This window comes from Glaciimonas soli (assembly GCF_009497155.1).
In the GTDB taxonomy this organism is placed as follows: domain Bacteria; phylum Pseudomonadota; class Gammaproteobacteria; order Burkholderiales; family Burkholderiaceae_D; genus Glaciimonas; species Glaciimonas soli.
The window spans coordinates 449,486-463,505 of record NZ_WINI01000004.1; the positions used below are offsets into that span (position 1 = coordinate 449,486).

At 47.2% G+C, this 14,020-nt stretch carries 11 protein-coding genes; 7 read left to right on the forward strand and 4 right to left on the reverse strand.

Annotated features, from left to right (window positions below; all coding sequences use genetic code 11):
- Window positions 1-15: 15 nt before the first annotated feature.
- From yidC to rpmH, 4 genes are all read right to left on the reverse strand, one after another.
- Entirely contained in the window at window positions 16-1,683 is a 1,668-nt protein-coding gene (gene yidC / locus GEV47_RS10395; protein ID WP_153234676.1) for a membrane protein insertase YidC, read from the reverse strand.
- A 39-nt stretch (window positions 1,684-1,722) separates the two neighbouring features.
- A complete protein-coding gene (gene yidD, locus GEV47_RS10400) occupies window positions 1,723-2,025 on the reverse strand; it encodes a membrane protein insertion efficiency factor YidD (protein ID WP_153234677.1) in 303 nt (100 codons plus the stop codon).
- A 28-nt stretch (window positions 2,026-2,053) separates the two neighbouring features.
- Complete coding sequence (locus GEV47_RS10405; RefSeq protein ID WP_228124652.1) at window positions 2,054-2,440, reverse strand: ribonuclease P protein component; 387 nt, start codon at window positions 2,438-2,440, stop codon at window positions 2,054-2,056.
- 68 nt (window positions 2,441-2,508) lie between these two features.
- On the reverse strand, window positions 2,509-2,643 hold the full coding sequence (rpmH, locus tag GEV47_RS10410) for a 50S ribosomal protein L34 (protein WP_061535510.1): 135 nt from the start codon (window positions 2,641-2,643) through the stop codon (window positions 2,509-2,511).
- Between the two features lie 455 nt (window positions 2,644-3,098).
- Between rpmH and dnaA the strand changes: the two genes are divergently transcribed.
- From dnaA to GEV47_RS10445, 7 genes are all read left to right on the forward strand, one after another.
- Window positions 3,099-4,541, forward strand: coding sequence for a chromosomal replication initiator protein DnaA (gene dnaA / locus GEV47_RS10415; protein WP_153234679.1), 1,443 nt, complete (start codon window positions 3,099-3,101; stop codon window positions 4,539-4,541).
- A 269-nt stretch (window positions 4,542-4,810) separates the two neighbouring features.
- Window positions 4,811-5,917 (forward strand): DNA polymerase III subunit beta, encoded by a 1,107-nt coding sequence (dnaN, locus tag GEV47_RS10420; protein WP_153234680.1) that lies wholly within the window; start codon window positions 4,811-4,813, stop codon window positions 5,915-5,917.
- Between the two features lie 147 nt (window positions 5,918-6,064).
- Window positions 6,065-8,602, forward strand: coding sequence for a DNA topoisomerase (ATP-hydrolyzing) subunit B (gene gyrB, locus GEV47_RS10425; RefSeq protein WP_153234681.1), 2,538 nt, complete (start codon window positions 6,065-6,067; stop codon window positions 8,600-8,602).
- Between the two features lie 151 nt (window positions 8,603-8,753).
- Window positions 8,754-12,464, forward strand: a complete 3,711-nt coding sequence (locus GEV47_RS10430; protein WP_153234682.1) for an SIR2 family NAD-dependent protein deacylase — start codon at window positions 8,754-8,756, stop codon at window positions 12,462-12,464.
- 376 nt (window positions 12,465-12,840) lie between these two features.
- The gene (locus GEV47_RS10435; RefSeq protein WP_153234683.1) at window positions 12,841-13,221 is read left to right on the forward strand and encodes a hypothetical protein; all 381 of its coding nucleotides are present in this window, start codon (window positions 12,841-12,843) and stop codon (window positions 13,219-13,221) included.
- Between the two features lie 139 nt (window positions 13,222-13,360).
- The gene (locus tag GEV47_RS10440) at window positions 13,361-13,612 is read left to right on the forward strand and encodes an AbrB/MazE/SpoVT family DNA-binding domain-containing protein (RefSeq protein WP_153234684.1); all 252 of its coding nucleotides are present in this window, start codon (window positions 13,361-13,363) and stop codon (window positions 13,610-13,612) included.
- Entirely contained in the window at window positions 13,606-13,926 is a 321-nt protein-coding gene (locus GEV47_RS10445; protein ID WP_322741609.1) for a type II toxin-antitoxin system PemK/MazF family toxin, read from the forward strand. Before GEV47_RS10440 ends, GEV47_RS10445 begins: the two co-directional genes overlap by 7 nt.
- Window positions 13,927-14,020: the final 94 nt, after the last annotated feature.

Below are 14,020 nucleotides of genomic sequence, written 5' to 3' on the forward strand. Positions count from 1 at the left end.
AATCACTTGCCGCTGTTATTTTGCGTCAACGATCTTCCGGGTAATTACCCATTGCTGAGCAATCGACATCAGCGTGTTGGTAACCCAATACAGTACCAGACCAGCCGGGAAGAAGAAGAACATAACCGAGAAAATCAGCGGCATGAACATCATCACTTTGGCTTGCATTGGGTCAGGTGGTGGTGGGTTCAGCTTGGTCTGAGCGAACATCGCAACCGCCATTACCACTGGCAAAATATAGAATGGATCCGGTGCTGCCAAATCGTGAATCCAGCCTAACCACGGCGCGTTACGCAACTCTACGCTGGCCTGGAACACATGATAGAGCGCAAAGAAAATCGGCATCTGAATCACAATTGGTAAGCAGCCGCCGAGAGGATTGATTTTCTCGGTTTTGTACAGCTGCATCATTTCCTTGTTCATTTCTTGCGGCTTGTCTTTGTAGCGCTCACGAATCGCGGTCATCTTCGGCGTGACTTTTTTCATCTTCGCCATACTGCGATAGCTAGCTGCCGATAATGGGAAGAACGCTAGCTTGATGAGTATCGTCAAAGCGATGATGGTCCAGCCCCAGTTGCCGAGGACGTGGTGGATTTGCGTCATCAACCAGAAAATCGGTTCGGCGATCACTTTGAGCCAGCCATAATCTTTGACTAGTGTCAGACCAGGTGCTGCATTTTCCAGCAGAACAGTTTCTTGCGGACCGGAGAACAGACGCGCATCCATAGTGACGCTGGCACCCGGAGCAATCGTACCCAATGGCAGGACGTTACCGATAGCGTATAGATTGTTGCTAACCTTCTTGGCGAAGATTTCGCGCTGGGCGTTATTTTGCGGAATGAAGGCCGAAACAAAGTAATGCTGAACGATAGCGATCCAGCCATCTTTGGCACTCTTATCGTAATCCGCTTTACCATTTTCTATTTTGTCAAAAGTGAAATTTTGATATTTTTGCTCATCGGTATAGACCGCTGCACCTGTGAAGGTGTGGGAGAAGCGCTGTTCACCTTCTGGGGCATTACCATCGCGTACCAATTGCAAATACAGTGAAGGCGAGATAGGTGCGCCGGTATCGTTGGTCACAGTGTGCTTGACGTCGATAACGTAATCATCGCGTTTGAAAGTGAAGGTTTTGGTCAGCTTGACGCCGCCTTCAGTTGACTCCAAAACCAATTGCACTTGATTGCCGTTGTCCAGCGAACGTGCGCCAGGCAATGCAACAAACGGTGATTTATGGTTAGGGAATGGGCCACCGATCAAACCTGTTTCTGCCAGATAAACCCGTTTGGCGCTGGAATCAAACAGCACCAGATTCTTGGTTGGATCAACTGTATCGCGTTGCTTCAACAATTCCAGATGTACCAGTTCGCCGCCCATGGTGTCGATCTGCGCTTTCACCAGATCGGTCGTGATAGTGATCAGCTCACCTTTTGCTGCAGGAGCAGTATCGGGTACGGCGGATGCCGGTGCAGCTTGTGCACTGGCAGATTGCGGCACGTCGGTGCTGGCCGCAGCATTCGCTGCTGCCGGAGTACTGGCCGGAGACGCGCCAGCAGCTGGCGCAGTTGCCGCAGGGTTAGGGAAAAACATCGACGGATGGCCATTGCTTCGTTGCCAGTTATCCCAAAGGAACAACAGCGACAGCGAAAAAATAACCCACAAGACGGTACGTTTGATATCCATAAGAGTAATTCTCTATACAGGGTAAGGGTAGGACTGAATTCAGGAATGGCTGCAGCGGCATGAGTGACGATCAGGATTAACTTCACGATCAACTTTAGCTGCAGGAGGAGCTACGGAAACGCCAGATGGGGGCGGCGGCACAGGATCCAAGCCACCAGCATGCCAGGGATGGCATTTACCTAAGCGGCAAGCTGCCAGTGCGCAACCTTTTACGGCGCCATGCACATTAATGGCTTCGGCGGCATATTCGGAGCAACTAGGATAAAAACGACAATTCTGTCCAAGAAAAGGACTGATTCCCAATTTATAGCAACGCAACAGGAACAGTAAAATCGTTTTCATGATCTGATCGCTTTTCGCTTAAATTTGCTTAGCTACGTAATAAAAGCATGCGCTGTGACGCAAACAGTTGCGTTAATTCGTCACGTAATTCCCGCTTCAGACGCGCTGTTGTGGCCGGACCGGCTTTGGTATTGACCGGTTTGGATAAGCGCACAATGCAGTCGAACGGCGGCAAAGACGTCTGGCGAAACAATTCGCGCGTCACGCGTTTCACAGTGTTGCGTGTCACCGCGCGCGGCGCTAACCGCTTTGCCGCGACTACGCCAAGGCGTGCCTGCGCACCAACTTGCGTATTCAGACGCGTATACAGAACAAAATGCGCGGTTCTAAATACGGGGCGCAAACGAAAAACGGATGAAAATTCATCCGTTTTAACGATACGTCGCTCACGCGGAAAACTCGGTGATGAGTTCAACAACGGGTTCAACGTGATATTCGCTGTAGCAACGTCGTAACGAAACGCTGTAGCAATTGCCGAAGCAATTAAGCTGCCAGACGTTTACGACCTTTAGCGCGACGTGCATTTAACACAGCACGGCCACCACGGGTTGCCATACGGGCGCGGAAGCCGTGGGTACGCTTACGGCGTACAACGGAAGGTTGGTAAGTACGTTTCATGATGGTCTCTAGGTAAAAAACTACTAAGCTACTAAATAAATCGGAAATTCACAGTTTTGCGCCACAGTTAAACACATTGCAGCTGCTGGATCCGCCTTAACGCCGAGCGGCTAAAAGGCTGACAAAACAGCCAAGATTTTAATCTTGCCATCCAGTTTTGCAATTCAACGCGCAGTGAACCTTGGATTAGAACGCATTTTCCGCTTGTTTGTCAATCACTTAGCGTATTTTCCTTGTAGTTTGTTGCATAAGAAAAATCACGGTGAATCGTAGAATAATGCCTCGTACCTGTGGATAACTTTGGTCAGCAAGGGTAGAATAGCGACATTGTGTGGCATGCGTAATCGCAACATCGGTCAACATTTTGACAGTCTCTGGCAGATTAGTTCAACACCGCCCACGGCATGTCAGAGTGTCATGACCCCCCTTCCACACCACACTTCACATAGAGATTCATGGATAATTTTTGGCAAAGTTGCTCCGCGCAATTGGAGCAGGAGTTGACGCCTCAACAATTTAGCGCGTGGATAAAACCACTGGTACCGCTCGACTACGACGACGGTCGTTTGCGTGTCGCGGCGCCAAATCGCTTTAAGCTTGATTGGGTAAAAACGCAGTTCGCAAGTCGCATTACTTCTTTGGCATGCCAATATTGGGAGCAACCGACAGAAGTATTGTTTGTGTTGGATCCGCGCACCAATGTTGCGCGTAAGCCAACATCTGCTGCAATGCCAGTTACTTCCGATGATGACAGCAATGGTTCATATGGTGGTTCGGCGCAGGCTGGCATATCGAATGAGCAAAATAGCTATCCTGGCAACTTTGAACGCGCGCCGGAAGTGCAGGCGGAGTCCACTGCTGTTACCGCACGTCGCGATCAATCCAAGATTAATACAGCCTTAAGTTTCGATAGTTTCGTGACCGGTAAAGCTAATCAGCTTGCCCGTGCTGCGGCAATTCAGGTCGCCAATAATCCTGGTGTTTCTTACAACCCACTGTTCTTATATGGTGGCGTAGGCTTGGGCAAAACCCACTTGATTCATGCTATCGGCAATCAGTTGTTGTTAGATAATCCGGCATCGAAGATACGCTACATCCATGCAGAACAATACGTTAGAGACGTAGTGACTGCTTACCAGCGAAAAGGTTTTGATGACTTTAAGCGCTATTATCATTCGCTGGATTTGTTGCTGATCGATGATATTCAATTCTTCGGCGGCAAGAGCCGTACCCAGGAAGAATTCTTTTATGCGTTCGAAGCATTGATTGCCGCAAAGAAACAAATTATTATTACCAGCGACACCTACCCGAAAGAAATCACTGGCATGGATGATCGCCTGATTTCGCGTTTCGACTCCGGTTTAACGGTGGCGATTGAGCCGCCGGAACTGGAAATGCGGGTGGCGATTTTGCTGAAAAAAGCAGCATCGGAAGGCGTTACTTTTTCAGATGATGTGGCTTTTTTTGTTGCCAAACATTTACGTTCCAACGTGCGTGAGCTCGAAGGCGCGTTACGCAAAATTCTGGCTTACTCGCGCTTCCATGGTAAAGACATCACCATTGATGTAGTCAAAGATGCATTAAAAGATTTGCTATCTGTACAAAACCGTCAGATCTCGGTCGATAATATCCAGAAAACAGTCGCTGACTTTTTCAATATTAAAATTGCCGATATGTACTCGAAAAAGCGCCCGGCTAACATTGCGCGTCCGCGTCAGATTGCGATGTATCTGGCCAAAGAGTTAACGCAGAAGAGCTTGCCGGAAATCGGTGAAATGTTCGGTGGTCGTGATCACACTACTGTCCTGCATGCGGTGCGCAAGATCGCCGGTGATCGCGCAAAGAATCCAGAATGTAATCATGAGTTGCACGTGTTGGAGCAAACTTTAAAGGGCTAAAGTGTGCTCATCGCGGTTGATCGTGGGCTTGTGGATAACATGGTTTAATTGTCGCTTTAAAAAAGATGAACAAAATGGCATGTGTGGTTTTTTTGCATAAGCCTGTAACCAAACTCGTAGACGATATTTAGACAAATGTTTACCGGTAATGTCATTCTTAAGTAGTTGAATTAAGTTACATTTATAGCTGTCCTCAATTTGTACTTTTGACGTATAAAAACAGTAGCAATAATGCAACATTGATAGCAATTTTAGAAGAAGGAAAAACTATGCAATTGGTCAAAACCAGCCGAGATGCCCTTCTCCGGCCACTGCAGATCGTGAGTGGTATTGTCGAGCGTCGGCACACATTGCCGATTCTGGCCAATATCCTCATACGCAAAGACGGCGAAAAAGTCTCGTTTTTATCAACAGACATTGAAGTACAAATCACCACCAATGCCGCAGTCGGTAGCGGTACTGATGTAGCAGCAACAACAGTCGCAGCACGTAAATTGCTCGACATTTTGCGTGCCTTGCCAGAGTCGGGCGATGTTTCGCTCACACTCAGCAACAAACGCATGACGGTGCAATCGGGTAAATCACGTTTTGCGTTGCAAACCCTGGCCGCGGAAGAATTCCCAACCGTGGCCCAGGCCGATAAATACAACGCGACTGTTACGCTGCCGCAAAAAACCTTGAAGCACCTGTTTAACATGGTGCATTTCTCGATGGCGCAGCAAGATATCCGTTATTACCTGAACGGTTTGTTGCTAGTGTTGGAAGGCAAACATGTGATCGCGGTTGCCACCGATGGTCACCGTCTGGCGTTTTGCCAGGTTGCGACCGATCAGGAATTTGAAAAGCAAGAAGTCATCATCCCGCGCAAAACCATTATGGAATTGCAGCGCTTGCTGGAAGATACTGATGAAACGGTGCAGTTGGATATTGCCAATAACCAGGTCAAATTATCGTTCGCTGATATTGAACTGATTTCGAAACTGGTCGAAGGTAAATTCCCTGATTACACCCGCGTCGTACCGAAGGGTTATAAAAACGATTTCACCATCAGTCGCGATCAATTGCTGCGCTCATTGCAACGCGCTGCCATCATGACCAGCGATAAATTCAAAGGTGTACGCTGGGTGGTGACGCCAGGCAGTTTGAAAATCAGCTCGACCAATGCTGATCAGGAAGAAGCGATTGAAGAAGTCGAAATCGACTACGGCGGCGACAGTGTCGATATCGGTTTCAACGTCACCTATTTGCTCGACGTATTAAATAATCTCAAGTGCGACCAGATCAATATCGCGCTTGGTGATGCAAACTCTTCGGCGCTGATTACCGTGCCGGAAAATACGGATTTCAAATACGTTGTAATGCCGATGCGCATTTGATTTTTTTGTATATTGTTAGTAGTGACAAGGGGCTTCGTGCCCCTTTGCCCATTTAAGTAATTCGTGATTGATGCATTTCAGCACTGTGTTTTTCTGAAAATGCACTCTCAGTAGTCATAAATTAAGCAGTCTTTACAGAAGGTAGCCATGTCATCCATCCCTCAAGACAACACCACACCGTCAACCTCAGATGCCGCACAAACTGCCGCCGCAAGCGCAGCAGGATCGAATGCCTACGGTGCATCCTCGATTCAGATTCTAGAAGGTCTGGAAGCTGTACGGAAGCGTCCCGGGATGTACATCGGCGATACTTCTGACGGCACCGGCTTGCACCATCTGGTGTTCGAAGTGCTGGACAACTCGATCGATGAATCGCTGGCCGGTCACTGTACCGAAATTCACGTCACCATCCATTCCGATAATTCGATTTCGATTGCCGACAATGGTCGCGGCGTGCCAACTGGCGTCAAGTTCGACGACAAACATGACCCAAAACGCAGCGCCGCCGAAATCGTCATGACCGAGCTGCACGCCGGTGGTAAGTTCGACCAAAACTCGTACAAAGTTTCCGGTGGTTTGCATGGCGTGGGTGTTTCTTGCGTCAACGGCTTATCAAAATTGCTGAAGCTGACGATTCGTCGCGACGGCAAAGTGCACTACATGGAATTCGTTCGCGGCGTACCGCAAAACCGTGAAATCGAAACCATCGACGGCGTGGTTGTATCGCCTATCAAAGTCATTGGCGACACCGACAAACGCGGCACCGAAGTGCACTTTTGGGCCGACGAAGAAATTTTCACGCACGTTGAATTCCACTACGAAATTCTGGCAAAGCGTATCCGCGAATTGTCCTTCCTGAACAACGGCGTGCGCATCAAACTGACCGATCAACGCACCGGCAAAGAAGAATTGTTTGCCTTCGAAGGCGGCACGCGTGGTTTCGTTGAATACATCAACAAAAACAAAAGCATTCTGAATCCGACCATTTTCCAGGCCACTGGTGAAAAAATGTCGGAACACGGCACCAACATCAGCGTTGACGTCTCGATGCAATGGAACGACGCCTACAACGAACAAGTGCTGTGCTTCACCAACAATATTCCGCAACGCGACGGTGGGACGCATCTCACCGGTTTGCGCGCAGCGATGACACGCGTCATCAACAAATACATCGAAGAAAACGAGCTGGCGAAAAAAGCCAAGGTCGAAATCTCCGGCGACGATATGCGCGAAGGTTTGACTTGCGTGTTATCCGTCAAAGTGCCAGAACCAAAATTCAGTTCACAAACCAAAGACAAATTGGTTTCCAGTGAAGTGCGCGGACCAGTTGAAGAAATCGTCGCCAAAACATTGACCGACTTTTTGCAAGAAAAACCAAACGACGCGAAAATCATTTGCGGCAAAATCGTCGAGGCAGCCCGCGCTCGCGAAGCAGCCCGCAAAGCGCGTGACCTGACGCGTCGTAAAGGCGTGATGGACGGTCTCGGCTTGTCCTCCAAGCTGGCCGATTGCCAGGAACGCGACCCAGCCTTGTGCGAACTCTACATCGTCGAGGGTGACTCTGCGGGCGGTTCAGCCAAACAAGGCCGTGACCGTAAATTCCAGGCGATTCTGCCGTTGCGCGGTAAAGTGCTCAACGTTGAAAAAGCGCGCTTCGAAAAAATGCTGTCGTCAGAACAAATTACCACGCTGATCGCCACACTCGGCACCAGCATCGGTGCCGACGAATTCAACGCCGACAAACTGCGCTATCACCGCATCATCATCATGACCGATGCGGACGTCGACGGCGCCCACATCCGCACCTTGCTGCTGACGCTGTTCTATCGTCAAATGCCGCAACTGGTCGAACGCGGTCACATCTACATCGCGCAACCGCCACTGTACAAAGTCAAACACGGCAAAGACGAACGCTATCTGAAAGACGACGCCGAAGAAGTCTCTTACATGATGCAAGTCGCGCTCAACGACGCAGCATTGATCGCCAGCGAAGGCGCAACACCGATCAGCGGCGATGCGCTGGCCGAGTTGGTCCGCCAATACAATATGGCCAACGCCATCATCACGCGCCTGACCCGCGTCATCGACGGCGCAGCACTATCGGCCATCATGACCGGCGTCACGCTGCAAATGGACAGCTTCGCCAACACCGAGTTATCAGCGCAAGCTTTGACCAAAGAAATCAACGACCCGTTTGTCGAAGTCATCGCCGAAACCGACGAACTATCCGACAAACAACTGCTACGCATCAACCGTCGCTATCACGGCAACATCAAAGTCAGCACCATCGACAGCGACTTCGTCAACAGCACCGACTACCAGGTCCTGCGCAACGCCGCCGCAACCTTCAAAGGCCTGATCGGCAAAGGCGCATCGATCCGTCGTGGCGCCGGTGAAAAAGTCAAAGAATCAGCCATCATCGACTTCCATCAAGCGATGGCCTGGTTACGCGACGAAGCAGAACGCGGCGTCAGCAAACAGCGCTACAAAGGACTGGGCGAAATGAACCCAATGCAACTATGGGAAACCACCATGGACCCAAGTATTCGCCGTTTGTTAAAAGTGCAGATCGAAGACGCGATTGCTGCGGATCAGATTTTCATGACGTTAATGGGTGATGATGTGGAACCGCGTCGGGCGTTTATTGAGTTGAATGCGCTGCAGGCTGGGAATATTGACGTTTGATTTTTTTGGCGACTCTGAATGCGAAATTTACGTCAAATAAGAGTTGGGCATTTTGTGTCCTAGGAATAAAGGTAAACGGGCTCTTGTTGAGCCCGTTTTTTCGTCCATTTCGTCAGTCGTATAACGCCATCTATCGAATCATCTTTTGATCATGACAGCAAAAAACATATCTGAAATAACCGATCTTCCCGACTACCCTTCTATCCAAAAATTGGCATCTGCTCTGCATAATTTTAATGGTAACCAGCGTGGCGCGGCCATTATGATAGGCGCGGGATTTAGTCGTTGTGCGGCTTTTCATGTTGGCCATACAAAGAAAATGCCGCTATGGAATGATTTCAGTAAAAAATTAATAGAGGGGCTTAATTCAAGCGATAAGGAATTGAGTTTTTCTGACCCTCTGCGGATAGCTGAGGAGTACCGTATTTACTTTGGTCAAGCAGCATTGAATGACCAGATTCGCACGGAGATTAATGATGATGCTTGGAGAGCCGGTGAACTTTATCAATCATTGTTGAACTTACCATGGTCAGAAGTTATGACCACCAATTGGGACACGCTTTTAGAGCGTGCCGCAAAAAATGTCCATAGTCGTTACTACACTTCTGTCACTAAACCTTCCGATTTAGCATGGGCACCATCACCACGAATCGTCAAGCTACACGGAACGATCGGAAGCAACGATACTTTTATTGCGGCTCAAGAAGACTTCAGAACTTATCCGGCAAAATTTGCTCCTTTCGTTAATTTTGCAAGGCAGGCATTTATCGAGAACGAACTTTGTTTGCTGGGTTTTTCGGGTGATGATCCTAACTTTTTGCAATGGGCAGGTTGGGTGCGTGATCACTTAGCAGAACACGCACGAAAGATTTACCTCATCGGTGCTTTGAATCTTACCGCAGCTCGCCGCAAATATTTGGAGTCAATTAATATTGCCCCGATTGATTTATGGGATGCGGTGCACAATATTGAAGACTCAGATCGCAGGCACCAAACTGCAACGGCCTTGTTTTTGAAAGAGGTGAAGCGTATAGGCGAGTCACGGGTTGAAAAACATAAGTGGGCTCCAACAAATTTACATCGTCAACAAGTATCTGAGGATGATTTCCATCGCCAGTTTAAAGAACCTGAGTATGCTGCAACTTTACTCAAACAGCAGTTAGCTATTTTAAAAAGTGATCGGGAATCGTACCCAGATTGGCTAGTATGTCCACCGGATTTACTTGGACGTATTCAATCTCAGATTAGTGACCCACGCCCCACTCCGCAAAATATTTCAGCATTAGCTGTAGAAGACCGCGCTAAGTTGCTATATGAAATTGTGTGGCGCTACGACATAACATTAACCTCTATTCCGTCCTGGCTGACGGATGTACTTTTTCAGTTTGTTAATCCTGATACACCATGCTCTCTTAGCAAGCACCAACAGCTAGAAATAGCATTGATATTACTCAAAAATAGTCGGTGGCTTGAAGCAAAAAATGAAGAGGACAAGCAGGCAATACAGACACATATTAAAGAGCTGACTGCTATATTAGAAAAGCACGTGCAACATTTTCCCGACTGCGCGACTGAATTGGCCTACCATCAAGCGTTAGTGGCACGTGATGCATTCGACTATCCGAATATGGAGAGCGCTGCAGAAAAGATAGTGGGTGATGATCCTATATGGAAATTGCGACGAGCCACATTATTAATGGAGTTGGGCAGGTCTGAAGAAGGAATAAAGATAATCAACATGGCATATGGTGAATTACGTGAAAACTACCGGGGTGATCGCGACTCCATATCTATTTTGTCTCGTTTTATGTGGGCACATTGGTTGTTGCAGTCAATCCATAGCTATCATTCAAATCAGAGACCAGAGAAGTTAGCTGCTTTTATTGAAAACATAACTCAGGAGTGGAAATGTGATCCATGGATCTGGATTGAGCATATCCGCGGCAAAGTTGGACAGCGCCAGGAAGAGTATTTTAAGAATCAGCATCCCATCGAACTGACATTTGAGCAGGGATCTTATAGGGATAACTCTAGCCACCATTCAAATAATAGCGGAGTAAGTGAATTTCTTCAGTTGGAAGAGCTGAGTAGATGTGTAGGTATTCCCTTGCGCATTAGCTCTGGTTTTATCGGTGTTAGCTTACTTTCAAATGCCGCCGAAAAATTGGTACTGTCTGGTGGTATTGGTTCTGAACTATTGAACTACATTTTGGCGATTCGCTCTGCTAGTAACGAAAGATCTTCATCGATTAATGCTCTTTTTACGCGTATTGGTGTAGCGTCTGCATCAAAAAATGTGGTTGACACTTTAGTTGAACGCACTCAATTAGCAATAACCTACTGGCGTGAGCAGCGAACCACAGGAAGCAAAGAACGACAGAAGCATGCGTTGTCCACCCTTGGTATAGTGATAGAGGTGTTAGCACGTCTGGTAGTACGCGTGCCATCTGGGAAGGCCAAAATAATATTTCGATTGGGACTCTCATTGGGGCAACAGAAAAATTTACAGTGCTATGATTTATTTGGTGTCGTCGCATCTTTGCTGGATAATTCCCTAAAAAGCATTCCTGCGTCAGAACAAGGGGAATTATTAGTTGACGCATTAGCGTTTCCATTGCCAAGTGAAATAATCGATCAGCAGGCTTTGTCGCGTTGGCATAATATTAGTATTCAATATCCAAACGAACGGAATGCCTATCGCCATGTTGGAATACGTATTGATGAACTAATTAATGCAGTCAAGTCCGATACCTCAATTACACGTACTGCCGCATTGTTACGTCTTTTGCCTTTGGTGAAAAAAGATGATTTCCTCAGCCAGGAGGAGAATGAAAAATTAGCAAAAGCAGTGTGGAACGATAACTTAGATTACCAAACTCTCCCAGCTACTTCGTACCTATATCCCCATGTTTTTCTCATTTTGCCAACACTAGATGAAGAACAAGTTCGAGCCCTAGTTCGCCATCATTTATATGAACATGGTAAAGAAATTCTGATGGATACGCGGGAAAAATTACGCACTTTCCCATCAGAAGAAATTCATCGGGCGACTATGGTTTACTCAGGGATGGCCCACGCAGCAAGCAATGAAATTACACAACTGTTTCCAACGTCAAAACAGGCGACAATCTTATTTGATCGCTTAATGGGATGGAGGGATCAAGAACCAGAAGCTGATGATTTTTTTCAAGAAATCAGAAGCGCAAACAAACTTATTGATGATATCGGCAATGCACTTTCCTATGCGATCGTCCCAGCCTTATCCAAAAAGAAAAAAACAGTTAAGCGTTTTGAACAATTACAGTTACTTTATGAAGAGGTGGAGAAGGCGTTCCATGTCATACCAGCCTTCGTTTTTTTTGTAGAAGCGAATGATGATGTTGCAAATGCAGTTGAAAAAATCATCCGTAAAGCTTTGCAAAGCAATCATGCCAATACAGTAAGTTATGCGGCTTTAGGAATACAAAAATGGGCGGAGTTATCCGAGGAAGTGGAGTTTCCCCACCTTGAGCGTTTGATTTCCAGATTAATTATCATAATCGAATCAGGACGCACGACAGGATTAGCGGCCTTACTTGATGTTGCAAATAACCTCGTCAAGAAGCAGCAATTGTCCAAGCAGCATATTGCGACGCTGATTGAGACTATACCCAGTATTTTTAGTGCAGTTTCCTATGTTGATATTAAATCTCATAGCCCTGAAGAGGTTAGTGCATCGAGCATTCGAGCAGCGTGTGTAAAATTGGCTGATGTACTTCTTAGACAAAACAAAGATGCCATTGCGTTGCGAAATTTGCTTGAGGAGTCTCAATCGGATGCTCTTCCAGAAGTGCGTTTTGCCATCAATTCAGAGGAACCATAAATTTCTTTTCTACTTTTTAAGAGTCCGATGAGTCGATTTTCGATATCGGATTGATGTCACGTGAGGCGCAATACGCTACGCTAATGACACCCTACATTACGTCTTCTCTTATTGTTCAACATCCTCTCCTAAGAGTACAATGCACCTGTCCCAAATAAAAATGGGAACTGGTTTCGCAGCCAGAGTTACAAAAAGCGCACGAGCCGCGCAACGCGGTTTTTTTACGTGTGTACTGTTGCGCCCTCAATGGGCGGCAGTGACGGGGAGCCTTCGGGCTGCCGGTTTTTCTTTTTGTGCCGGTCTGCGAACCCTGTCATTTGCCGCCCTCCCCGTTTCGCAGCGGAGAGGCGGTTTAACCATACAAAAAGAGACCAGCATGCGCAGCCCAACTACACCTGCACCACCTAAAAATCCGTATTTCAACAATCCCGAACGCGCACCATACGAACTCGGTCATTTGCTATTGCAACTACCCGAAAATTTTTCTCCCTTCATTCCGCAACCAGAAAATATCTTGCTTAAAGCCAGTGCGGCCGTCAGCCATGCTTACAGCGCCAATCACGTTCTAATGCACGGGCTGGAATCGTTAGGAAAAATGCTGATGGTCGTCGGCACCAATGAAGAATGGGCTATCGATAATGACGCGTTGATTAATCTCGGTTTGCTAATTCAGCATGTCGCCGTTGAGGCGCAATTTATGCAAGAGACGGAAACGCATTTGAGTTTCACTTTGCGTCATCAGGCCAAAATGCAATAACAAGGTTGGGCTGAAAAGCCCATCATTTACCCCGAAGTAACTGATGACGGTTGCCCATCACAATATCAGCTTGTCGTTTTTATGTTGTAACATTGTGGATATTATTTAATGTTACAATTTTGTTATAACGGAGGATGATATGAAAACAGTATTAAGAAAAATGGGAAATTCACGTGGTGTGTTGATTCCTAAGCCATTTTTGATACAAACGGGATTGGATATTGATGAGGTCGATATTCAGGTAGAGAACGATCGTATCGTGATTAGCCGTCCTGAAAAAACAGTGCGTGCTGGTTGGGCGCAAGCGAGTCAGAAGATTGCTGATAGTGGCGATGATGTTCTTGTCTGGCCGGATTTTGCAAATGAAGATGATCAGGAGCTTGTGTGGTAACGCGAGGTGAAATCTGGTTGGCTGCGCTAGATCCAACGGTCGGTAGTGAAATACAGAAAACACGCCCCTGCGTAATCATTTCTCCTGCTGAAATGCACGACCATCTGCGAACTGTATTGGTAGCGCCAATGACGACGGCGAGTCGACCGGCGCCGTTTAGAATTCCGATTACTTTTATGAAGAAAAAGGGCTTGATTTTGCTCGATCAAGTACGTGTACTTGATAAAACTCGCTTGGTTAAAAAATTGGGTACAACGACCGGTAAAACGTTGACGGAAGTTTTGGAAACACTGCAGGAAGTTTTTGTGGAATAAAAGAGATCGTGGATGTCATGTTGGCACAAATCTAGTTTGAAGACAGATGCTTGCTCAATCGTCTGTATTCAAATCTGTCTTAATGTGTCAACGA

Excerpts from the sequence above, each read along its gene's own strand:
- yidC (WP_153234676.1), bottom strand. The coding sequence starts at position 1,683 with ATGGATATCAAACGTACCGTCTTGTGGGTTATTTTTTCGCTGTCGCTG.
- yidD (WP_153234677.1), bottom strand. The coding sequence starts at position 2,025 with ATGAAAACGATTTTACTGTTCCTGTTGCGTTGCTATAAATTGGGAATC.
- rpmH (WP_061535510.1), bottom strand. The coding sequence starts at position 2,643 with ATGAAACGTACTTACCAACCTTCCGTTGTACGCCGTAAGCGTACCCAC.
- dnaA (WP_153234679.1), top strand. The coding sequence starts at position 3,099 with ATGGATAATTTTTGGCAAAGTTGCTCCGCGCAATTGGAGCAGGAGTTG.
- dnaN (WP_153234680.1), top strand. The coding sequence starts at position 4,811 with ATGCAATTGGTCAAAACCAGCCGAGATGCCCTTCTCCGGCCACTGCAG.
- gyrB (WP_153234681.1), top strand. The coding sequence starts at position 6,065 with ATGTCATCCATCCCTCAAGACAACACCACACCGTCAACCTCAGATGCC.
- GEV47_RS10430 (WP_153234682.1), top strand. The coding sequence starts at position 8,754 with ATGACAGCAAAAAACATATCTGAAATAACCGATCTTCCCGACTACCCT.
- GEV47_RS10435 (WP_153234683.1), top strand. The coding sequence starts at position 12,841 with ATGCGCAGCCCAACTACACCTGCACCACCTAAAAATCCGTATTTCAAC.
- GEV47_RS10440 (WP_153234684.1), top strand. The coding sequence starts at position 13,361 with ATGAAAACAGTATTAAGAAAAATGGGAAATTCACGTGGTGTGTTGATT.